Genomic DNA, 20,160 nt, shown 5'->3' with positions numbered 1-20,160 from the left:
GGGTCACCGGCGCCCGCGCGCTGCTGCCGGTGACTTACTTGTTCAGCCCCGCGTACAGCGGGTGCTTGTCGGCCAGGGCCTTCACCCGGGCCTTGAGGGCCTCGGCGTCGTAGGACGGCTTCAGCGCCTCGGCGATCACGTCCGCGACCTCGGCGAAGTCCTCGGCCGCGAAGCCTCGGGTGGCCAGGGCCGGGGTGCCGATGCGCAGTCCGGAGGTGACCATCGGCGGCCTCGGGTCGTTCGGGACGGCGTTGCGGTTGACCGTGATCCCGACCTCGTGGAGGCGGTCCTCGGCCTGTTGGCCGTCCAGCTCCGAGTCGCGCAGGTCCACCAGGACCAGGTGCACGTCCGTGCCGCCCGAGAGCACGTCCACGCCGACCGCCTTGGCGTCCTCCTGGACCAGGCGCTCGGCCAGGATGCGGGCGCCCTCCAGGGTACGCCGCTGGCGCTCCTTGAAGTCGTCGCTCGCGGCGACCTTGAACGCGACCGCCTTGGCGGCGATCACGTGCTCCAGCGGGCCACCCTGCTGACCGGGGAAGACCGCGGAGTTGATCTTCTTGGCGAGTTCGGCCGTGGACAGGATCACACCGCCGCGCGGGCCGCCCAGCGTCTTGTGGGTCGTGGTGGTGACCACGTGGGCGTGCGGCACCGGGTTGGGGTGCAGGCCCGCCGCGACCAGACCGGCGAAGTGCGCCATGTCGACCATCAGGTACGCGCCGACCTCGTCCGCGATCCGGCGGAACGCGGCGAAGTCGAGCTGCCGCGGGTACGCCGACCAGCCGGCCACGATCAGCTTCGGCTTCTTCTCCTTGGCCAGCCGCTCCACCTCGGCCATGTCGACCTGACCGTCCTCGCCCACGTGGTAGGCGACGACGTCGTAGAGCTTGCCGGAGAAGTTGATCTTCATGCCGTGGGTCAGGTGCCCGCCGTGCGCGAGGTTCAGGCCCATGATCGTGTCGCCGGGCTTGAGCAGGGCGAACATCGCCGCCGCGTTGGCCTGGGCGCCGGAGTGCGGCTGCACGTTGGCGTGCTCGGCGCCGAACAGCGCCTTGACCCGGTCGATCGCGATCTGCTCGACCACGTCGACGTGCTCGCAGCCGCCGTAGTAGCGGCGGCCCGGGTAGCCCTCGGCGTACTTGTTGGTGAGGACCGAGCCCTGCGCCTCCATGACCGCGACCGGGGCGAAGTTCTCCGAGGCGATCATCTCCAGCGTGGACTGCTGGCGGCGCAGCTCGGCGTCGACCGCGGCGGCCACGTCCGGGTCGAGTTCGTGCAGGGGCGTGTTGAGAACAGTCATCTGGGTCCCTTTGCTCCTCAGCCGGCGTTCTGCGCGCTGTACTCGTCGGCGGAGAGCAGGTCGGCCGGCTCCTCCGACAGGCGCACCTTGAACAGCCAGCCGCCCTCGAAGGGCGCGGAGTTCACCAGGGACGGGTCGTCCACCACGTCCTGGTTGATCTCGGTGATCTCACCGCTGACCGGGGAGTACAGGTCGGAGACCGACTTGGTCGACTCCAGCTCGCCGCAGGTCTCGCCCGCGGTCACCGTGGAGCCCACCGCCGGGAGGTCGGCGTAGACGACATCGCCGAGCGCGTTGGCCGCGAACTCGGTGATGCCGACCGTCGCCACGCCGTCCTCGGCGGGCGACAGCCACTCGTGCTCCTTGCTGTAGCGCAGCTGCTGGGGGTTGTTCATGGCCTGAATTCTCCTGTACGCGGGGGAGTGCTGGTGAATGAGGGACTGCGCAGGGCGTGCGTGACCGGGGCGATGTGGCCCACGTCACCCCTGACCGGTGACGACGGCGTCACTTCCGCCGCTTGTAGAAGGGCAGCGCCACGACTTCGAGGGGCTCGTGGTTGCCCCGGATGTCCACGCCGACACCGGCCGTGCCCGGCGCGGCGTGCGCGGCGTCGACGTACGCCATGGCGATCGGCTTGCCCAGGGTCGGGGAGGGGGCGCCGGAGGTGACCTCGCCGACGACCTCGCCGCCGGCGACGACGCCGTAGCCCGCGCGCGGGATGCGGCGGCCCTCGCAGACGAGGCCGACCAGGACGCGCGGAGGTGCCTGCTCGGCGCGCTCGGCAGCGGCGAGCAGCGCCTCACGCCCGACGAAGTCCCCCTCCTTCTCGAACTTGACCACCCGGCCGAGCCCCGCGTCGAACGGGGTCAGTTCCTCGGTCAGCTCGTGCCCGTACAGCGGCATGCCCGCCTCCAGGCGCAGCGTGTCGCGGCAGGACAGGCCGCAGGGGACCAGGCCGGCGCTCTCCCCGGCCTTCGTCAGCGCCTGCCACAGCTCCACGGCGTGCTCGGGCTTCACGAACAGCTCGAAGCCGTCCTCGCCGGTGTAGCCGGTGCGTGCGATCAGCGCGGGCACGCCCGCGACCGTGCCCGGCAGGCCGGCGTAGTACTTCAGGCCGTCCAGGTCGGAGTCGGTCAACGACTTGAGGATGCCGGGGGACTCCGGGCCCTGCACGGCGATCAGGGCGTAGGCGTCGCGGTCGTCGCGGACCTCGGCGTCGAAGCCGGCCGCCCGCTCGCTGAGCGCGTCCAGCACCACCTGGGCGTTGGAGGCGTTGGCGACGACCATGTACTCGGTCTCGGCCAGCCGGTAGACGATCAGGTCGTCCAGGATGCCGCCGTCCTCGCGGCAGATCATGGTGTAGCGGGCCCGGCCGACGCCGACGGAGGCGATGTTGCCGACCAGGGCGTGGTTCAGCAGGGCGGCCGCCTGCGGGCCGGTCACCGTGATCTCACCCATGTGGGACAGGTCGAAGAGACCGGCCTTCGTGCGCACGGCGACGTGCTCGTCGCGCTCGGAGCCGTAGCGCAGCGGCATGTCCCAGCCGGCGAAGTCGGTCATCGTCGCGCCGAGCGAACGGTGCACCGCGTCGAGTGCGGTACGGCGGAGCGGACGGGACGCGGAACTGCTCATCGGTCGGTCTCCCAGGAAGGAACGGGCGAGGACAGGTCGGGTGTCCTCCCCATCTGTCATCGGAACCTGAGAGGTTCGCCATGACCGCCGTCGGACGGACGGGCACGGCTTGCACCTTGGGTGGAGCCACTGCGGCAGCGGCCCGCTTTTCAGATGTGCCTCGCCCGCGCGGTACGGGGCCTGAGAGATTCAAGGGAGGGACTTGCTCCTTCGGCGCCCCGGGCAGACGTACTGCCGGGGACTCTCCCGCGCGGATTCAAGCGGCCGGTATGCAGTTGGCGCGGACATCATCGCACGCCCGGACTCTTCGCGGCAGGCCGGATCTGTAACCGGCCTGTGGCAGAACGCGCACGCAAACGGCAGACACCGCGTATTACCTTCTCTTTGCACTCAAGGGGGAGGTGAACCGTCACCACCCCGGGGAGGACGATGACGGTGAACAGGACAGCGCCGGCGTACGCGACGACCCGGGCCCTCGCCCTGCCGGCACGGCCGACGGCCGCCGGCCGCGCCCACCGCGGCGAGCGCACCGCGCCCGTCGTCCGCGACCTGCGGCAGCGGGCCGGCCGCACCCCGCACGCCCTGCTCTTCGGCCCCCGCGACCTGGTCGTGGTCACCGGCCTGCCCGGCAGCGGCAAGACCACGCTGATGCGCCGCGCGGCCCGCGGCGCGCGGATCGACTCCGAGGACACCCGCGACCGCTGGGACGCCCGCCTGGCCGGCCGCCTCCCGTACGCCCTGTACCGCCCCCTGGTCCGCCTCGCCCACTACGCCGCGCTGCGCCGCGCCCTGCGCACCGGCGAGGGTGTCGTGGTCCACGACTGCGGCACCCAGGCCTGGGTCCGCGCCTGGCTCGCCCGCACCGCCCACCGGCGCGGCGGCGCCCTCCACCTGCTGCTGCTGGACGTGGCGCCCGCCGCCGCCCTCTGCGGCCAGCGCGAGCGCGGCCGGGGCGTCTCCCGCTACGCCTTCCTGCGCCACCGCAGGGCCACGGCCCGCCTGGTCGCCGCCGTGGAGCGCGGTGAGCTGCCCCGGGGGTGCGACGCGGCGGTCCTGCTGGACCGGGAGGCGGCGGCCGGTCTGCGGCGGATCGGGTTCACCGGCCCGCCCGGCGACGGCACCCGTTAGCCTTTCGGTCACAGCAGTGGTTCCCAGCAGGCGGTAGGCAGATGGACTTCCCGGCGGACTTCTCCGCGGACTTTCCGGGGGACTTCCCGGCACAGGCGCACCCCCACCCGCACGGCGGGTGGCCCGGCAACGAACTGGAGGAAGTGCTCTCCGCCGCCCTCGGCATCCCGACGGCCGGCGGCCGGATCATCGAGGTCCTGGGCCGCAGCTTCCTGTGGGTCCCGCTCCCGAGCGGCGGCGGCCCGCACAGCGGCTCGCTCGACCTGCCCACCCTGGAGATCGAGGGCCAGGCCTACGTACCGGTCTTCAGCTCCGAGGAGCAGCTGCGCCAGGTCGCCGGCCACCACATGGCGTTCACCGTCGCGCCCGCCGTCGAGTTCGCGCGGGGACTGCCCGCCCAGGTCGGCATCGCGCTGAACCCGGACGGCGTGGCCGGTCTCCCGCTGCCCCCGCAGGCCGTGGCGGAACTGTGCCGGGCCGGGCGCACCGAACTGGACGGCCCCGCCGGCGGCGGCCGGGTCCGCCTCTACGAACCCGACTGGCAGGACGACCCGGTGGACTTCCTGTCCGCCGCCGGTACCGAGTTCGCCGCCACCGGCGTGGTCCGCACCGCCCGCCGCTGCCTGGCCGCCGTCGAGACGGCCGACCCGGTCATGTTCGTCGGGGTCGAGCTGTCCCAGTGGGACGACGACCTGCGCAGCCGCCCGCTGGACGCGCTGGGCCGCGCCCTGGCCAAGGCGCCCACCCCCTGGCCGGTCAACCTCGTCCTCCTGGACATCACGGACGACCCGGTGGCCGAATGGATGCGCGAAAGGGTCCGGCCGTTCTACGAGTCGGGTCACTGAGGCACCCCGTGCGGGCGTCGCGGCCCGACCCGCGCCGCCGCACCGCGGGGACGGGCCCGGCCGAGCGCGCCCGCCGTCCCGCGACCACGGCACGCACCGCGCCCCACGGGCGGCCTTAAGCTAGTGCTGCGGCCGGAAAGGTCCACCGGCTCGCGACGCCCGGCACGGTACCTCGCCGCGTTGTCGCATCACCCGAGTACGTCCAGTACGCGGGCGATGCTCCGCCTTGCGAGGCACCCCACCGGACGCCGCGAGTCATCGGCAAACCTTTCCGGCCACAGCACTGGGCCCTGCCTCGCCTTCCCGTCCGACCCGCGCGCCGGGCGGACGACGGGAAGGCGACGACAGGACCCAGGTCCACAGCTCGGTCGGAGCACGACGAAGGGGCGGTAGAAGGTGAGCGCCAGCGGCACCACGGCCGGGCACGTGGAGCAGATGCTCCGCCAGGTGACACCCGGGCGGTACGACGCCTACGAGGCGCTGCTGCGCACCCTCGCGACCCCCTCCTCCGGCCAGGTCTGGATGCTGCTGTGGCACGGCCAGGCCGGTTCCCCCGACGCCCAGTACGGCCACATGGAGGTCGACGGCCACGGCTACGCGCCCTGTGTCACCTCCGCCCAGGAGCTGTCGGCGAGCGGCTGGATGCGCTCCTACGAGGTGGTCGACGGGCTCGACGTCGCCCGCACCCTCTACCCCGACCACTACGGCCTCTGGCTCAATCCGCACGCCCCGGGCGGCGGCGTCGGCATCCCCTGGCTGGACCTGCGCCGCATGGCCGAGGGCCTGGACCGCCAGCCCGCCGGGCCGCTGCGGCTGTCCGAACCGGCCGTCGAGATCCCGCAGTTCTACGCGCTGCTCACCCAGGCCGCCCACCGCACCCCCGCGCTGCGCTCGCTGCGCCGCGCCTGGGTGCAGCCCGCCGTCGGAGCGCCGTACCTGGCCATCGGCCTGGACGTGTACGACACCTCGCCGCAGGCCGTCGACTCGGTGCGGGCGATGATGCAGCAGTCCATGACGGCCGTCCCGGACGGGCTGCCGGTCTCGACCGTGGTGATGTCGGACGAGTTCGACCCCGTGGCGATGTGGCTGCGCGCCAACTCCCGCCCGTTCTACGACCGCGAGGCGCACGCGGTGGCCGGCCCCCCGGCGGTGGGCGGGTACGGCTACCCGCCGGCCGGTCCCGGACACTGATCCGGAACCGCACGCTCCGCCCGGCGGTGATCGAGGGACCAGGAGCCCGTCTGCGCGCGTAGATGAGGGCGGAAGGTCCGATTCTGCGGGAGAAAGACCCAACTGGCCCGCGTCCGCCCCCCGTTACCCAACGTCCGGATAACGGAACCCCCCTACCCGCATCACGTTTGCGCATCCTTTCACCGTCAAGTCTGGCAACGGATCGCCTGCGCGTTGAAGACTCCCGCAACAAGGGGCGTTCGCCCCTGTGTACGACGGACTGACGATGCCGCCACAGCGGCAAGTGCGGGCCGGCTACCGCCGGTTGAGAGGGGTCCCTGCCTAATGACGGCACCATTGCACGAGCCGACCGCCGAAGCGGCCCCCAGCGCGGCCGATGAAGCGGCGGTGGCCACCACGGGCGCCAAGGCCGTCCAGGGCCGCTCCCTGGGGCGGATCGCCTGGGAGCGGCTGAAGCGGGACAAGCTCGCCCTGACGGGCGGTGTGGTCGTGCTCGTCCTCATCCTGGTCGCGCTGCTCGCGCCGGTGCTCGCGAAGCTGATCGGGCAGGACCCGAACGCCTACCACGAGAACCTGATCGACCCGCTCTTCGGCACGCCCACCGGGTCCCTGGGCGGCATCGGCGGCGACCACCTCCTGGGCGTCGAACCGGTCAACGGCCGTGACATCTTCGCCCGCATCCTCTACGGCGCGCAGATCTCGCTCCTGGTCGGCTTCCTTTCCGCCTTGGTCGCGGTGGTGCTCGGCACGGTCCTCGGTATCCTCGCGGGCTTCTTCGGCGGCTGGGTGGACGCGACCATCAGCCGTGTCATGGACGGCCTGCTCGCCTTCCCGCAGCTGCTCTTCATCATCGCGCTCGTCTCGGTCATGCCCAGCGACATGCTGGGTCTGACCGGCTCCAGCGTGCGCGTGTTCGTGATGATCCTGGTCATCGGTTTCTTCGGCTGGCCCTACATCGGCCGCGTGGTGCGCGGCCAGACGCTCTCGCTGAGGGAACGCGAATACGTCGAGGCGGCGCGGTCGCTGGGCGCGGGGCGGTTCTACATCCTGTTCAAGGAGCTGCTGCCCAACCTGGTCGCGCCCATCATCGTGTACACGACGATGATGATCCCGACGAACATCCTCACCGAGGCGGCACTCAGCTTCCTGGGCGTGGGCGTCAAGCCTCCGACGGCGTCCTGGGGACAGATGCTGTCGAGCGCGATCGACTACTACGACTCGGACCCCATGTACATGGTGATCCCCGGCGTGGCGATCTTCATCACCGTCCTTGCCTTCAATCTCTTCGGCGACGGCGTGCGCGACGCGCTGGACCCCAAGGGCTCCCGCTGAACCGCCGTAACCAAGCGACCCGTGGCGCATGCACGGGGTCTCTCATCTATTCCGGAGGAACCGAGATCGTGACTACCCAACGCACCTCAGGGCGGCGCAAGCAGGCACTGGCCGCTGCGGCCGTGGTCGCAGGGCTGCTGACCACGGCGGCGTGCGGCGGCGGAGGCGGCGGCGACTCGAAGAGCGGCGCCGCCGGCTTCGACGCGGCGAACAACAAGGTCGTCAACGCCGCGAAGGTCAAGAAGGGCGGCGAGCTGAAGTTCGCCGGCGCCCAGGACGCCGACTCGTGGGACACCACACGCGGTTACTACGGCTTCATGTGGGACTTCTCGCGCTACTACAGCCGTCAGCTGCTCACCTACTCGACCGCGCCGGGCGCCGGGGGCGCCAAGCTCACGCCGGACCTGGCGGCGGACATGGGCAAGGTCACCGACGGCGGCAAGACGTACACGTTCACCCTGCGCGACGGGATCACCTGGGAGGACGGCAAGCCGATCACCTCCAAGGACCTCAAGTACGGCATCGAGCGCGTCTGGGCGCAGGACGTCCTGTCCGGCGGCCCGATCTACCTCCAGCAGGCGCTCGACCCCAAGAAGTCCTACCCGGGCCCGTACAAGGACAAGGCCGCCGACCACCTGGGCCTGAAGGCGATCGACACGCCGGACGACAAGACGATCGTCTTCCACCTGCCCACGGCGAACTCCGACTTCATCCAGATGCTGGCGCTGACCTCGGCCTCCCCGGTCCGCCAGGACAAGGACACCAAGTCGCAGTACGGCCTGCACCCGTTCTCCTCCGGCCCGTACAAGTTCGAGTCGTACTCCCCGGGCAAGAGCCTCGTGCTGGTGCGCAACACCAACTGGAAGGCGTCCTCGGACCCCGTCCGCAAGGCGTACCCGGACAAGGTCTCGCTCAAGCTCTTCACCAACGCCAACGACCTGGACCAGCGCCTGATCAACGGCGACTACGACCTGGACCTCAGCCAGACCGGTCTGTCCCCGCAGGGCCGCCAGATCGCCCTGAAGCAGCACAAGGGCAACCTGGACAACCCGGTCTCCGGCTTCATCCGCTACGCGGTCTTCCCGCAGAGCGTCAAGCCGTTCGACAACGAGCACTGCCGCAAGGCCGTGATCTACGGCGCCGACCACGTGTCGCTGCAGACCGCGCGCGGCGGCCCGATCGCCGGTGGTGACATCGGCACCAACATGCTCCCGCCGTCCGTCGCCGGTGGCGAGGGCCAGAAGTACGACCCGTACCAGCTCGCCGGGGCGGGCAAGAACGGCGACGCCGCCAAGGCCAAGGAAGAGCTGAAGGCCTGCGGTCAGCCGAGCGGCTTCAAGACCACCATCGCGGTCCGCAACAACAAGCCGGTCGAGGTGGCCACCGCCCAGTCCCTGCAGGCGTCGCTGAAGAAGGTCGGCATCACCGCCGACATCTACCAGTACGACGGCTCGCAGACCGCCGGCATCATCGGCAGCCCCTCGAACGTGGCGAGCAAGAAGTTCGGCATCATCATCATGGGCTGGGGTCCGGACTTCCCGACCGTCCAGGGCTACGGCGTGCCGCTGTGGGACAGCCGCTACATCCTGCAGAGCGGCAACAACAACTACGCCCTGATCAAGGACAAGTCGGTCGACGGCCTGTTCGACCAGTACAACACCACGCTGGACGAGGCGAAGAAGTCGCAGCTCGCCACCCAGATCAACCACAAGGTCATGGAGGGCGGCTACTACCTGCCCTTCACCTTCGAGAAGCTGCTCAACTGGCGCTCCACGCGCCTGGGCAACGTGTACACGACGAACGCGTACAGCGGGTACTACGACTTCGTCAACCTCGGCCTGACCTCCACGAAGTAAACCCGGCACACCCGCCGAACGGCACGAAAGGCAGGTGAAGGCCGGCGCGGCGTGAGCGCGGTCCCGCCGGAAGATCTCCGGCGGGCCGCGGTCCGCGGCGGGCCGTAAGCTGTGCTCGCTTACCTCATCAGGCGGCTGTTCGCCGCCGCAGTGATGCTGGTGGTCATCATCGTGGTGGTCTTCTGCATCTTCTTCCTCGTCCCCAAGTGGGCGGGCGTCGACATCGCCCTGAGCTTCGTGGGCAAACAGGCCGACCCGGCCGCCATCGAGGGGGTCCGGCAGAAACTGGACCTGGGCGCCCCGGTCTACACCCAGGTCTGGCACTTCTTCCAGGGGATCTTCGCGGGCCGCACCTACTCGGGCGGTGGCAGCGTCACCCACTGCCCCGCGCCGTGCTTCGGCTACTCCTTCAAGAGCGAGCAGGCCATCTGGCCGGTGCTGACCGACCGCTTCCCGGTGACGCTGGCCCTCGCGCTCGGCGCCGCGGTGCTGTGGCTCGTCTTCGGAGTCGCCGCCGGCGTGCTCTCCGCCCTCAAGCGGGGCAGCATCTGGGACCGCAGCGCGATGGTCGTCGCCCTGAGCGGCGTCTCGCTGCCGATCTACTTCACCGGCATGCTCTCCATGGCGATCTTCGTCTTCGGACTGAAGCTGTTCAAGGGCCAGTACGTGCCGCTCAGCGAGAGCTTCACCGGCTGGTTCGGCGGCATGATCCTGCCCTGGATCACCCTCGCCTTCCTCTACGCCGCGATGTACGCGCGCATCACCCGGGCCACCATGCTGGAGGTCCTCGGCGAGGACTACATCCGCACCGCCCGCGCCAAGGGCCTGCGCGAGCAGACCGTCATCGGCAAGCACGCCATGCGCTCGACGATGACGCCGATCCTGACCATGCTCGGCATGGACCTCGGCGCCCTGATCGGCGGCGCGATCCTGACCGAGACGACGTTCAGCCTGCCCGGCCTCGGCCAGGCCGTGCTCAACGGCATCAGGAACCAGGACCTGCCCATCATCCTGGGCGTCACCCTGATCACCTCGCTCGCGGTGCTCATCGCCAACCTCGTGGTGGACGTCCTGTACGCCGTGATCGACCCCCGAGTGAGGCTCGCATGACCGACCTCAGCAAGACGGGAGCCGCCGTGGGCGAGCCCACCGCCGCCTCGGCCGCCCCGAGCGCCTTCCTGGAAGTGCGCGACCTGAAGGTGCACTTCCCCACCGACGACGGTCTGGTCAAGTCCGTCGACGGGCTCAGCTTCACGCTGGAGAAGGGCAAGACCCTCGGCATCGTGGGCGAGTCCGGCTCCGGCAAGTCGGTGACCTCGCTGGGCATCATGGGCCTGCACACCGCCGGCCAGTACGGCAAGCGCAAGGCGCAGATCTCCGGCGAGATCTGGCTGGACGGCACCGAGCTGCTGTCCGCCGACCCCGACCACGTGCGCAAGCTGCGCGGCCGGCAGATGGCGATGATCTTCCAGGACCCGCTCTCCGCGCTGCACCCGTACTACACGATCGGTCAGCAGATCGTGGAGGCGTACCGCATCCACCACGACGTCGACAAGAAGACCGCGCGCAAGCGTGCGGTCGAGATGCTCGACCGGGTGGGCATCCCGCAGCCGGACAAGCGCGTGGACAACTACCCGCACGAGTTCTCCGGCGGTATGCGCCAGCGCGCGATGATCGCGATGTCGCTGGTCAACAACCCCGAACTGCTCATCGCGGACGAGCCGACCACCGCCCTGGACGTCACCGTCCAGGCGCAGATCCTCGACCTCATCCGGGACCTGCAGAAGGAGTTCGGCTCCGCGGTCATCGTCATCACCCACGACCTGGGCGTCGTCGCCGAACTCGCCGACGACATCCTGGTGATGTACGGCGGCCGGTGCGTCGAGCGCGGTCCGGCCGAAGAGGTGTTCTACGAGCCCCGCCACCCCTACACCTGGGGGCTGCTCGGCTCGATGCCGCGCCTGGACCGGGAGCAGCAGGAGCGGCTCATCCCCGTCAAGGGGTCCCCGCCCTCCCTGATCAACGTCCCCTCCGGCTGCGCCTTCAACCCGCGCTGCCCGTACGCCGACGTACCCAAGGACAACGTGACCCGCACGGTGCGCCCCGAGCTGACCGATGTGGGCGGCGGGCACTGGGCCGCCTGCCACATGTCGCAGGAGCAGCGGGAGCGGATCTGGACCGAAGAGATTGCGCCGAAGCTGTGAGCGAGAACGCCAAGGACAAGGCAGTGGGCATCCCTGCGCAGAGCGACGGCGACGAGGCCGCGGCGAAGGCCGGGGCGACCGGCACGGCCACCCTCACCAAGGAGGCCGCGCCCGGCGAGGTCCTGCTCAAGGTGAGCGGGCTGCAGAAGCACTTCCCCATCAAGAAGGGGCTGCTGCAGCGTCAGGTCGGCGCCGTGCGCGCCGTGGACGGGCTCGACTTCGAGGTGCGCTCGGGTGAGACCCTCGGTGTCGTGGGCGAGTCCGGCTGCGGCAAGTCGACGATGGGCCGGCTGATCACGCGGCTGCTCGAACCCACCGCGGGCCGGATCGAGTTCGAGGGCAAGGACATCACGCACCTCGGGGTCGGCGGGATGCGCCCGATGCGCCGCGACGTGCAGATGATCTTCCAGGACCCGTACTCGTCGCTGAACCCGCGCCACACCATCGGCACCATCGTCGGCGCCCCCTTCCGGCTCCAGGGCGTCGAGCCCGAGGGCGGGATCAAGAAGGAGGTGCAGCGGCTGCTGTCGGTGGTCGGGCTCAACCCCGAGCACTACAACCGCTACCCGCACGAGTTCTCCGGCGGCCAGCGCCAGCGCATCGGCATCGCCCGCGCGCTCGCGCTCAAGCCGAAGCTGGTGGTGGCGGACGAGCCGGTCTCCGCGCTCGACGTGTCGATCCAGGCGCAGGTCGTCAACCTGCTCGACGACCTCCAGCAGGAGCTGGGCCTGACGTACGTGATCATCGCGCACGACCTGTCGGTCGTCCGGCACGTCTCGGACCGGATCGCGGTCATGTACCTCGGCAAGATCGTCGAGCTGGCCGACCGGGACGCCCTCTACAAGGCGCCGATGCACCCGTACACCAAGGCGCTGATGTCCGCGGTGCCGATCCCGGACCCGCGGCGCAAGAACGCCAAGAGCGAGCGCATCCTGCTCCAGGGCGACGTGCCCTCGCCGATCTCCCCGCCGAGCGGCTGCCGCTTCCACACCCGGTGCTGGAAGGCGACGGAGGTCTGCCGCACGACCGAGCCGGAGCTCAAGGAGCTGAAGCCCGGTCAGCGGGTGGCCTGCCACCACCCGGAGAACTTCGCGGACCAGGCACCGCAGGACACGGTGCTGCTGTCGGCCGCGAAGGAGGCGGCGGAGCTGGTCTCCGAGGAGGTCCTGGCCAAGTCCGCCGAGACCTCGGCGGCGGTCGCGGCGGAGGTCACGGAGGCGGCGGGGGCCACGACGGAGCCTGAGCCGGGGGCTTCCACCGAGCCCGCGGAGGGCGCCCCCGAGTCCGCCGAAGCCGGCGCCGAGCCCGCGGCTCAGGCCGGTGAGCCGGCCGACGGCGCCGCGGAACCCGCGCAGCCGGCCAAGACGGCCACGGCGAAGGCAGCCAAGACGGCGCAGACAGCCAAAACGGCCACGGCCAAGACAGCGAAGACGGCGAAGACGGCCAAGTCCGCGAAGACGGCGAAGACCGCCGGGCCCGCGAAGGCCGCCAAGTCCGCGAAGGCTGCCAAGTCGGTCAAGTCCGTGAAGCCGGCGAAGGCCGCCGAAGCCGCCGTCCCGAAGGACGTGGACAGCGGCGCGGGCGCGGACGCGGGCGACGCGGAGCGTCAGGAGTCAACCGACGACTGAGGCGTGACGACTTGGCAAAGTCATGCTCATGACCGAACGGGAGAGCGCAGAGTCGTCCCTGTCCGTGTGATCCACTGATCCACGCGCGAAGGGACGACTTCATGGCACTCTCCCGTTCGGCACGTCTGGGGGCCGTCGCGACCGCGGCGGCCTCCTTCCTCGCGATCGCCGCCTCCTCGGCCCCCACCCACGGTGCCCCGGGCATCGGCGACTCGTACTTCCCCCAGCTGGGCAACGGCGGCTTCGACGCCCGTCACTACGCCCTCGACATCGCCTACAACCCGGACACCGACCGCCTCGACGGGCGCACCACCCTCACCGCCCGTGCCACCGAGAACCTGTCCTCCTTCGACCTGGACCTGCAGAAACTGGAGGTCACCCGGGTCGAGGTGAACGGCAGAGCCGCCCACTTCACGCGTGACGGCGACGAACTGCGCATCACCCCGCGCGGGGTCCTGCACAAGAACCGCACCTTCACGGTCACCGTCACCTACGGCGGCATACCCGAGCCGCTCAGCGGCCCCATCGTCTTCGGATCCCAGTACGGCTGGATGAAGACCGAGGACGGCGTCTTCGTCGCGTGCGAACCCAACGCCGCCTCCACCTGGTTCCCCTCCAGCGACCACCCCTCCGACAAGGCCACCTACGACATCCGGATCAAGGCGCCCAAGGGCCTGACCGGCGTCTCCAACGGCCGGCTCGTCTCGACGTACGACAAGGGCGGCTCGACGTACACGCACTGGCGCGAGAGCCGGCCGATGGCGAGCTACCTGGCGACCGCCACGATCGGCAAGTTCGACGTGCGCACCGGCCGGACCCCCGGCGGCACCCCGATGTACGTGGCCATCGACCCGAAGCTGAAGAACAGCAACAAGGTCGACGTGTACGCGGTGACCGCCGCCGCCACCGACTACTGGTCGCAGGTCTTCGGGCCGTACCCGTTCGAGGAGACCGGCGCGATCGTCGACGACATGCCGCAGGCCGGGTTCTCGCTGGAGGTCCAGAGCAAGCCCGCCTACTCGGCCGTGCGCAGCGAGTCGACCATCGTGCACGAACTGGCCCACCAGTGGTTCGGCGACTCGGTGTCGGTGAAGCACTGGAAGGACATCTGGCTCAACGAGGGCTTCGCCACCTACGCCCAGTGGCTGTGGGCCGAGCACAAGGGCACCCGCTCGGCGCACGACTCCTTCCGCGCCGCGTACGACTCCATCGCGGCCGACGACTCCTTCTGGCAGATCAGGCCCGCCGACCCGCAGCGCGACACCATGTTCGCCGACGCGGTCTACGACCGGGGCGCCATGACCCTCCAGGCGCTGCGCGAACGCATCGGCGACACAGCGTTCTTCCGGCTGCTGCCCGCCTGGACGACACTGCACCGCTACGGCAACGCGCAGACCGCCGACTTCGTCCGTCTCGCGGAGCAGGTCTCCGGGCAGCGGCTCGGCGACTTCTTCCACACGTGGCTGTACACCCAGGGCAAGCCCGCGCTGTAGGGGACAGGGGCCTCGTGCGGCGGGGCCCGTACCGCGCCCTGAGTAAGAATGTGGGGTGCTTCAGCAACTGTTCAGCCCCTCCGTCCAGCACACGGTCGACGTCATCGGCATCTTCGTGTTCGCCATCTCCGGCGCGCTGCTGGCCGTACGCAAGAACTTCGACGTCTTCGGCATCGCCGTGCTCGCCGAGGTCACCGCGCTGGGCGGGGGGCTGTTCCGGGACATCGTCATCGGGGCCGTGCCGCCGGCCGCCTTCACCGACCTCGGGTACTTCCTCACCCCGCTGATCGCCACGCTGGTGGTCTTCTTCCTGCACCCGCACGTGGAGCGCATCCAGCGGGCGGTCTACGTCTTCGACGCGGCGGGCCTCGGCCTGTTCTGCGTCTCCGGAACGACCAAGGCGTACGACTACGGGCTCGGCCTCACCTCGTCGGCGACCCTGGGACTGGCCACCGCCGTGGGCGGCGGTGTGCTGCGCGACGTGCTGGCCAACGAGGTGCCCTCACTGCTGCGCTGGGACCGCGACCTGTACGCGGTCCCGGCGATCGTCGGCTCCACCATGGTGGTGCTGTGCATCCACTACGCCGTGCTGACGCCGGTCACCAGCGGGTTCGCGGCGGTCACGGCTTTCGCGCTCCGCCTGCTCGCGATGCGGTACCACTGGCGAGCTCCGCGGGCGTGGAACCGGCGTTCGACCGTCCGTGAGGAGTAGGCGGGGTCACGGTGTGCCCGCCGTGGCCGGCCTTGCGGCTCATCTCCACGGTCAGCCAGCGGAACGCCGTCGGCACCTGGGGCCGCCACAGTGCCATGCTGTGCCCGCCCGCGCTGCGCGGCAGGAAGACCACGTGCACGGTCGTCGGAGGCTTCGCGATCTGCTCCAGCGCCACTCCGGCCTGGTAGCCGTCGCCGGCCTCGCCGGAGAGGTAGAGCGCGACGCGCGGCGGCTTGCGGTACTTCTTCAGCAGTACGTAGGGGTTGTTCGCCCGGCGCAGGGCGGGGCTCTGCGCGGCCAGCGAGGCGCTCTCGCCGATCGGGTCGTTGTAGCCGGACAGGCTCACCGCGGCCCGGTAGCGGTCGGGGTGGGCGACGACGAGCTTGGCCGCGCAGTGGGCGCCGGCCGAGTAGCCCGCCGCGGCCCAGCCGTCGGGCGCGGACCGGGCGCGGAAGTTGTCGGTGATCATCTTCGGTACGTCGATGCTCAGCCAGGTGTCCGCGTTGACCGTGCCCGGGATGTTGGCGCAGCCCGTGTCGGCCTTCGCGATCACGTTGGTGCGCGGCGAGACCAGGATGAACGGGGCGACCTGTCCGCTGCGCATCAGCGGTTCGAGCTGCTCGTGCACCTTCAGTGAGCCGAACCACGCCTTGGCCGAGCCGGGGTAGCCGGACAGCAGCTCGACGACGGGGAACTTCTTGCCGCGGTAGGCCGGCTCGTCGTACTGCGGCGGCAGCCAGACGTAGACCTCGGCGCTGACCCCGGATACCCGGCCCTTCAGCTGGGTGACCCTGACCCCGCCAGCCGCGTGCATGCGGGGCCCGTCGGCCTGTGAGAACTTCTGCTCGACCTTGGGCAGCTTGCGGTAGGCGATGCCGCCGGTGCCGTCGGCGCCGAGGTCGGCGGCCTGCTGCACGTGGTTGCCGGTGCCGAGCAGGTCGGACCAGTTGTCGTACAGGTTGTTGGAGTTGTTCACCAGGACGAAGACCAGGGTGATGGCGGTGGCCTGGGCGAACAGCAGCATCAGTGCCCGCAGGGCGGCGCGCAGCGCCTTGGGGCCCTTGGTCCGCGTCCACAGGGCGAACGGCAGGACCAGGGCCACCACGGCCAGCGCGATGGTGGTGTACAGGAACGGAGTCCCGGTGAGGCTCATGTCCCCGTAGAGGGAAAACAGGGGCTTCGGGTTTACGGACGAGTACGGACACTTACCGAGAAATTGCCTGGCGTTCACGCAGTGGAAGGCGCCCGTCACGCAGCCGTCATATCAAAAGCTACCGCTTAGTAGTTACCTGTTGTACCGTTCCCCTATGCCAGATGCAGCCTCCGCCCCGGCCGTGCGGGCCTCGATCGGCGACAGCGAGTTCGACCGGGACACCGCGGTCACCCGGCGTGCCCCGGGCGTCTACGACACCGACCTCTCCGCCGGCTGGACCATCATCAACGCCGTCAACGGCGGTTATCTGCTGGCCGTCCTCGGCCGCGCGCTCGCGGACGCCCTGCCGCACCCGGATCCGTTCACGATCTCCGCGCACTACCTGACCGCCTCGCAGCCCGGCCCGGCCGTCGTGCGCACCGAGGTGGTCCGCACCGGCCGCACCCTCTCCACCGGCCAGGCCTCGCTCTTCCAGCGCGGCGAGGACGGCACCGAGGTGGAACGCATCCGGGTTCTCGCCTCCTACGGCGACCTGGACGCGCTCCCCGACGACGTCCGCACCACGGCCGAGCCGCCCGCGATCCCGCCCCTGGAGCAGTGCTTCGGTGCCGACGACGGACCCGCGCCGGTCGAGGGCGGCTCCGCCATCGCCGACCGCCTGATGCTCAAGCTCGACCCGGCCACCCTCGGCTGGGCGCTCGGCTCGCCGTCCGGCAGGGGCGAGATGCGCGCCTGGTTCGGACTGGCCGACGGCCGCGACGCCGACCCCCTCTCGCTGCTGCTCGCGGTGGACGCGCTGCCGCCGACCGCGTTCGAACTCGGCCTCAAGGGGTGGGTCCCGACCGTCGAGCTGACCGTGCACGTCCGCTGCCGCCCGGCCCCCGGCCCGCTGCGCATCTCGATCACCACCCGCAACCTGGCCGGCGGCTTCCTGGAGGAGGACGCCGAGGTGTGGGACAGCACCGGCCGGCTGGTGGCGCAGTCCCGGCAGCTCGCGCGGGTCAGGCTCGGCTGAGCGTACGCCGCCCCGGCCGGATCGCCGGCCACCCTCGCGTGCCGCACCTCCCGGGCGGGGCGGCCTGCTCCGTGCCCGCGGTGCGGAGCACGGGGTGGCCCTCACTCCCGCCAGTGCCGGCGGCCGATGCTGATCAGCCGCAACTGCCGGGTCGCGAGCCGGGTGACGTGCTCGCGCTCCGCCTCCGGGGCCTCCAGCGCCTCCAGGAAGAGCGAGGCGGTGATCAGCATCTGGTCGACGTACAGATGCGCGAGCATCAGCAGGTCGTCGTCGCTCCACCCTTCGGCCAGGGCGTCCTCGGCCAGTTCCGCCTTGACCTCGCGGGCGAAGCGGGACAGTTGTGCGCGGATCTCCGCGCGCACCGGCTGGACCCCGCCGTGCCGCTCCCGGGCGATGAAACGGACGTGGGCCGGGTACTCGGCCACATGACGGGCGATCAGGTCGACGGCGCGCGCGATGCGTTCATCGCTGTCGTCCGCGGTGGACACCGTGGTCCTGATCAGTGGATGCAGGCTGCCCAGCACCTCCTCGACCAGGGCCACGCCGAGGTCCGCGGTGGAGCGGAAGTGCCGGTAGAAGGCGGTCGGGGCCACCCCGACGGCCCGTGTGACCTCGCGCAGGCCCAGGCTGCTCAGGCTCTGCTCCTCCAGCAGCGTCAGCGCCGCGTCCAGCAGGGCCTGACGGGTCTTCTGCTTCTGGGCCTGCCGGACACCGGGGGTGTGACTCATACCATACAGTTAACAACTGTTCTCTGGAATTTCCAAGCGGTGGGCGGCGCTAGACTGGGTAGTCAGTGAACAACTGTTACCGCAAGCGTCCGCCGGAAGCACCCCCGGCCGGCGCCGAAGGGGGATCGGATCCCATGCTGTTCCTCGTCGCCGCACTGCTGCTGCTCGGTGTCACCCTGGGCACCGTCGCCCACGCGCCGCTCGGCTTCACCGTCGTCGCGGCCGTCGTGATCGCCGTCTGGCTCGCCGTCTTCGCGCTGCGCGAGCGCCACGCCCGCCGTCGCGGCACCTCCCACTGACGCAGCCCGGCCGGCCCGCCCGGCAGGCCCGACGCCCCTCGCACCGTCCCGCCCGGTCCGCCGGCCCCTTCGACCGTCCGTACGACCCAAGGAGCCACCCGCCATGCAGCTCACCGCACCGGCCACGCGCCGCACGGTCACCCGCGACGCCGACGGCATGGCCGTCGCGTCCTTCATCCTCGGCCTGATCGGCCTGCTCGTCCTCAACGTCGTCCTCGGCCCCATCTCCGTCGTCCTGGCGTCGGTGGCCCTGTGGCGCGGCACCGAACGCCGCGGGCGCGCCCTGCTCGGCCTCACCCTGGGCATCGCCGACCTCGTCGTCCTCGTGTCCCTGATGCAGGTGGACCACACGGTGTCCTGGAGCTTCTAGTTCTCCGGAGGTCTTGCCGGGCCCCCGGCCGCCCGGGCGGCGATCCGGCGCGACCTTGCCCCGTGCCCCCCGCCGGGCGCCCCGTAGAATCAGCCTCACCATGGCTTACCTCGACCACGCCGCGACCACCCCCATGCTCCCGGAGGCGGCAGAGGCGCTGACCGCCGCGCTGGGTGTCACCGGCAACGCCTCCTCCCTCCACGCGTCCGGCCGCCGGGCCCGCCGCACCGTCGAGGAGTCCCGCGAAAGCCTCGCCGAAGCACTCGGCGCCCGCCCCAGCGAGGTCGTCTACACCTCCGGCGGCACCGAGGCCGACAACCTCGCCGTCAAGGGCCTGTACTGGTCCCGGCGGGACGCCGACCCCGCACGCACCCGCGTCCTGGCCAGCCCCGTCGAGCACCACGCCGTCCTCGACGCCGTCCACTGGCTCGGCGAGCACGAGGGCGCCACCGTCGAGTACCTGCCGGTCGACTCCTTCGGACGCGTCCACCCCGAGGCCCTGCGCGAGGCCGTCGCCCGCGACCCGGACAATGTGGCCCTGGCCACCGTGATGTGGGCGAACAACGAGATCGGCACGGTGCTGCCGGTCCGTGAACTGGCGGACGTGGCCGCCGAGTTCGGCATTCCGCTGCACGCCGACGCCGTCCAGGCCTTCGGCCAGGTCCCCGTCGACTTCGCCGCCTCGGGACTCGCCGCGATGACCGTCTCCGGACACAAGATCGGCGGACCGTACGGCATCGGCGCGCTGCTGCTCGGCCGCGAGCACACCCCCGTACCCGTGCTGCACGGCGGCGGCCAGGAACGCCATGTCCGCTCCGGCACCCTCGACGCGCCCGCCATCGCCTCCTTCGCCGTGGCCGGCCGGCTCGCCGCCGAGCGGCGCGAACGGTTCGCCCGCGAGATCGGCGCCCTGCGCGACGCGCTGATCACCGCCGTCCGCACGGCGGTCCCCGACGCGATCCTAGGCGGCGACCCGGCACCCGGGGGGCGGCTTCCGGCCAACGCCCACTTCACCTTCCCCGGCTGCGAGGGCGACTCGCTGCTGCTCCTGCTGGACGCCCAGGGCATCGAGTGCTCCACCGGCTCCGCCTGCACCGCGGGCGTCGCCCAGCCCAGCCACGTCCTCCTCGCCACCGGCACCGACCCCGACCTGGCCCGCGGCACCCTCCGCTTCACCCTGGGCCACACCTCCACGCAGGCCGACGTCGACGCGGTCGCCGAGGCCATCGGCCCGGCGGTGGAACGGGCGCGGGCGGCCGGTCTCAGCTGACACCGGG

The 20,160-nt window shown here is 71.0% G+C and carries 19 protein-coding genes and 1 riboswitch; of the genes, 14 read left to right on the top strand and 5 right to left on the bottom strand.

The window, feature by feature from the left end; all coding sequences use genetic code 11:
- Positions 1-34: 34 nt before the first annotated feature.
- The 3 genes from glyA to gcvT form a co-directional block, all read right to left on the bottom strand.
- Complete coding sequence (glyA, locus tag ACFC02_RS19790; RefSeq protein WP_376358535.1) at positions 35-1,297, bottom strand: serine hydroxymethyltransferase; 1,263 nt, start codon at positions 1,295-1,297, stop codon at positions 35-37.
- 17 nt (positions 1,298-1,314) lie between these two features.
- Positions 1,315-1,692, bottom strand: coding sequence for a glycine cleavage system protein GcvH (gcvH, locus tag ACFC02_RS19785; protein ID WP_360974749.1), 378 nt, complete (start codon positions 1,690-1,692; stop codon positions 1,315-1,317).
- Positions 1,693-1,801: 109 nt separating this feature from the next.
- Positions 1,802-2,929, bottom strand: a complete 1,128-nt coding sequence (gcvT, locus tag ACFC02_RS19780) for a glycine cleavage system aminomethyltransferase GcvT (RefSeq protein ID WP_376358532.1) — start codon at positions 2,927-2,929, stop codon at positions 1,802-1,804.
- 159 nt (positions 2,930-3,088) lie between these two features.
- Positions 3,089-3,188: riboswitch (glycine riboswitch) on the bottom strand.
- Between the two features lie 170 nt (positions 3,189-3,358).
- On the opposite strand from gcvT, the gene ACFC02_RS19775 reads away from it, so the two are divergent.
- The 10 genes from ACFC02_RS19775 to ACFC02_RS19730 all read left to right on the top strand — a co-directional run bounded on the left by ACFC02_RS19775 (position 3,359) and on the right by ACFC02_RS19730 (position 15,318).
- Complete coding sequence (locus ACFC02_RS19775; RefSeq protein ID WP_376358529.1) at positions 3,359-4,057, top strand: AAA family ATPase; 699 nt, start codon at positions 3,359-3,361, stop codon at positions 4,055-4,057.
- 41 nt (positions 4,058-4,098) lie between these two features.
- Positions 4,099-4,902, top strand: a complete 804-nt coding sequence (locus tag ACFC02_RS19770; RefSeq protein ID WP_376358526.1) for an enhanced serine sensitivity protein SseB — start codon at positions 4,099-4,101, stop codon at positions 4,900-4,902.
- 396 nt (positions 4,903-5,298) lie between these two features.
- On the top strand, positions 5,299-6,093 hold the full coding sequence (locus ACFC02_RS19765) for an enhanced serine sensitivity protein SseB C-terminal domain-containing protein (RefSeq protein ID WP_376358523.1): 795 nt from the start codon (positions 5,299-5,301) through the stop codon (positions 6,091-6,093).
- 324 nt (positions 6,094-6,417) lie between these two features.
- A complete protein-coding gene (locus ACFC02_RS19760) occupies positions 6,418-7,425 on the top strand; it encodes an ABC transporter permease (RefSeq protein ID WP_376358520.1) in 1,008 nt (335 codons plus the stop codon).
- Between the two features lie 68 nt (positions 7,426-7,493).
- Positions 7,494-9,281: an ABC transporter substrate-binding protein gene (locus tag ACFC02_RS19755; protein WP_376358518.1), complete on the top strand. Its 1,788-nt coding sequence runs from the start codon at positions 7,494-7,496 to the stop codon at positions 9,279-9,281.
- A gap of 111 nt (positions 9,282-9,392) precedes the next feature.
- Entirely contained in the window at positions 9,393-10,391 is a 999-nt protein-coding gene (locus tag ACFC02_RS19750; protein ID WP_376358515.1) for an ABC transporter permease, read from the top strand.
- Positions 10,388-11,485 carry an ABC transporter ATP-binding protein gene (locus ACFC02_RS19745; RefSeq protein ID WP_376358512.1) on the top strand — a complete coding sequence of 366 codons (1,098 nt, stop codon included), beginning with the start codon at positions 10,388-10,390 and terminating at the stop codon, positions 11,483-11,485. The genes ACFC02_RS19750 and ACFC02_RS19745 overlap by 4 nt, the downstream gene beginning before the upstream one ends.
- A gap of 23 nt (positions 11,486-11,508) precedes the next feature.
- Complete coding sequence (locus tag ACFC02_RS19740) at positions 11,509-13,113, top strand: ABC transporter ATP-binding protein (RefSeq protein ID WP_376358546.1); 1,605 nt, start codon at positions 11,509-11,511, stop codon at positions 13,111-13,113.
- Positions 13,114-13,214: 101 nt separating this feature from the next.
- Complete coding sequence (locus ACFC02_RS19735) at positions 13,215-14,606, top strand: M1 family metallopeptidase (protein WP_376358509.1); 1,392 nt, start codon at positions 13,215-13,217, stop codon at positions 14,604-14,606.
- A 55-nt stretch (positions 14,607-14,661) separates the two neighbouring features.
- The gene (locus ACFC02_RS19730) at positions 14,662-15,318 is read left to right on the top strand and encodes a trimeric intracellular cation channel family protein (protein WP_376358506.1); all 657 of its coding nucleotides are present in this window, start codon (positions 14,662-14,664) and stop codon (positions 15,316-15,318) included.
- On the opposite strand, the gene ACFC02_RS19725 is transcribed toward ACFC02_RS19730, so the two are convergent.
- A complete protein-coding gene (locus ACFC02_RS19725; protein ID WP_376358503.1) occupies positions 15,227-16,471 on the bottom strand; it encodes an alpha/beta hydrolase in 1,245 nt (414 codons plus the stop codon). The genes ACFC02_RS19730 and ACFC02_RS19725 overlap by 92 nt on opposite strands.
- A 154-nt stretch (positions 16,472-16,625) precedes the next feature.
- Between ACFC02_RS19725 and ACFC02_RS19720 the strand changes: the two genes are divergently transcribed.
- Positions 16,626-17,486, top strand: coding sequence for a thioesterase family protein (locus ACFC02_RS19720; RefSeq protein ID WP_376358501.1), 861 nt, complete (start codon positions 16,626-16,628; stop codon positions 17,484-17,486).
- Positions 17,487-17,587: 101 nt separating this feature from the next.
- Here the strand turns inward: ACFC02_RS19720 and ACFC02_RS19715 are convergent, their stop codons facing one another.
- Positions 17,588-18,214: a TetR family transcriptional regulator gene (locus ACFC02_RS19715; RefSeq protein WP_376358498.1), complete on the bottom strand. Its 627-nt coding sequence runs from the start codon at positions 18,212-18,214 to the stop codon at positions 17,588-17,590.
- Positions 18,215-18,348: 134 nt separating this feature from the next.
- Between ACFC02_RS19715 and ACFC02_RS19710 the strand changes: the two genes are divergently transcribed.
- The 3 genes from ACFC02_RS19710 (at position 18,349) to ACFC02_RS19700 (ending at position 20,153) form a co-directional block, all read left to right on the top strand.
- On the top strand, positions 18,349-18,513 hold the full coding sequence (locus tag ACFC02_RS19710) for a hypothetical protein (protein WP_376358496.1): 165 nt from the start codon (positions 18,349-18,351) through the stop codon (positions 18,511-18,513).
- 103 nt (positions 18,514-18,616) lie between these two features.
- Positions 18,617-18,883: a DUF4190 domain-containing protein gene (locus ACFC02_RS19705; protein ID WP_376358494.1), complete on the top strand. Its 267-nt coding sequence runs from the start codon at positions 18,617-18,619 to the stop codon at positions 18,881-18,883.
- Between the two features lie 100 nt (positions 18,884-18,983).
- Entirely contained in the window at positions 18,984-20,153 is a 1,170-nt protein-coding gene (locus tag ACFC02_RS19700; protein WP_376358491.1) for a cysteine desulfurase family protein, read from the top strand.
- The last annotated feature ends 7 nt before the right edge of the window (positions 20,154-20,160 follow it).

The organism is Streptomyces sp. NPDC056160 (genome assembly GCF_042268205.1).
Lineage (GTDB): Bacteria > Actinomycetota > Actinomycetes > Streptomycetales > Streptomycetaceae > Streptomyces.
The sequence above is the reverse complement of the archived record's forward strand: the minus strand, read 5'-3'. Positions and strand labels throughout refer to the sequence as shown.

Excerpts from the sequence above, each read along its gene's own strand:
- glyA (WP_376358535.1), bottom strand. The coding sequence starts at position 1,297 with ATGACTGTTCTCAACACGCCCCTGCACGAACTCGACCCGGACGTGGCC.
- gcvH (WP_360974749.1), bottom strand. The coding sequence starts at position 1,692 with ATGAACAACCCCCAGCAGCTGCGCTACAGCAAGGAGCACGAGTGGCTG.
- gcvT (WP_376358532.1), bottom strand. The coding sequence starts at position 2,929 with ATGAGCAGTTCCGCGTCCCGTCCGCTCCGCCGTACCGCACTCGACGCG.
- ACFC02_RS19775 (WP_376358529.1), top strand. The coding sequence starts at position 3,359 with ATGACGGTGAACAGGACAGCGCCGGCGTACGCGACGACCCGGGCCCTC.
- ACFC02_RS19770 (WP_376358526.1), top strand. The coding sequence starts at position 4,099 with ATGGACTTCCCGGCGGACTTCTCCGCGGACTTTCCGGGGGACTTCCCG.
- ACFC02_RS19760 (WP_376358520.1), top strand. The coding sequence starts at position 6,418 with ATGACGGCACCATTGCACGAGCCGACCGCCGAAGCGGCCCCCAGCGCG.
- ACFC02_RS19745 (WP_376358512.1), top strand. The coding sequence starts at position 10,388 with ATGACCGACCTCAGCAAGACGGGAGCCGCCGTGGGCGAGCCCACCGCC.
- ACFC02_RS19735 (WP_376358509.1), top strand. The coding sequence starts at position 13,215 with ATGGCACTCTCCCGTTCGGCACGTCTGGGGGCCGTCGCGACCGCGGCG.
- ACFC02_RS19725 (WP_376358503.1), bottom strand. The coding sequence starts at position 16,471 with ATGAGCCTCACCGGGACTCCGTTCCTGTACACCACCATCGCGCTGGCC.
- ACFC02_RS19720 (WP_376358501.1), top strand. The coding sequence starts at position 16,626 with ATGCCAGATGCAGCCTCCGCCCCGGCCGTGCGGGCCTCGATCGGCGAC.
- ACFC02_RS19715 (WP_376358498.1), bottom strand. The coding sequence starts at position 18,214 with ATGAGTCACACCCCCGGTGTCCGGCAGGCCCAGAAGCAGAAGACCCGT.
- ACFC02_RS19710 (WP_376358496.1), top strand. The coding sequence starts at position 18,349 with ATGCTGTTCCTCGTCGCCGCACTGCTGCTGCTCGGTGTCACCCTGGGC.
- ACFC02_RS19705 (WP_376358494.1), top strand. The coding sequence starts at position 18,617 with ATGCAGCTCACCGCACCGGCCACGCGCCGCACGGTCACCCGCGACGCC.
- ACFC02_RS19700 (WP_376358491.1), top strand. The coding sequence starts at position 18,984 with ATGGCTTACCTCGACCACGCCGCGACCACCCCCATGCTCCCGGAGGCG.